We start from the raw sequence: 499 nt of genomic DNA on the forward strand, positions 1-499 counted from the left end.
TCAGCAGGCCGCGCCCGTAGTCGATAGCCCCCACCACGGTACCGACCAGGAACAGCTCGCCGCCCTTGTCGGTGATCACTGCCGCGCCGATGGTGACCGATACGCTGCCCGGCATGGCCCCAATCCCCAGGAACAACCCCTGACTGGGGCTGACCGGTGAGGTGGTGGTGAAGGTGTGGGGACTGCCCACCCCGGATTCCAGCAAAGCGCCCAGCTCACCGGCAGCGGTCAGATCCACCACAGGGGTTTCACTGCGGGCACTGGGTACCAGCTGGGTGAAGATGGTCTTGGCCTGCACCCGCATAGCACCCAGCGCCGCATCCGCCACCAGCTTGGTGGTCGAAAAGTAGTTGGCGGCATCGGCCACCACGGTCTCCCGCAGGGTGGTCTTGGTGGTTGCCTGGTCATAGGGGCTGGGTTGCTCCCCTTCAAAGGTGTGGCGCAGCGGGTCAGTGATCACGCAAGTGACCACGTTGCGGGTGAACTCGCCCTGGTAGCC

Annotated in this window: 1 pseudogene; it reads right to left on the reverse strand. The window is 65.3% G+C overall.

Going from position 1 to position 499, the window contains the following annotated elements:
* A pseudogene (locus ACW5W8_RS23815) lies at positions 1 to 499 on the reverse strand (curculin (mannose-binding) lectin protein); the annotation flags it as partial.

Source organism: Aeromonas aquatilis (assembly GCF_054052405.1).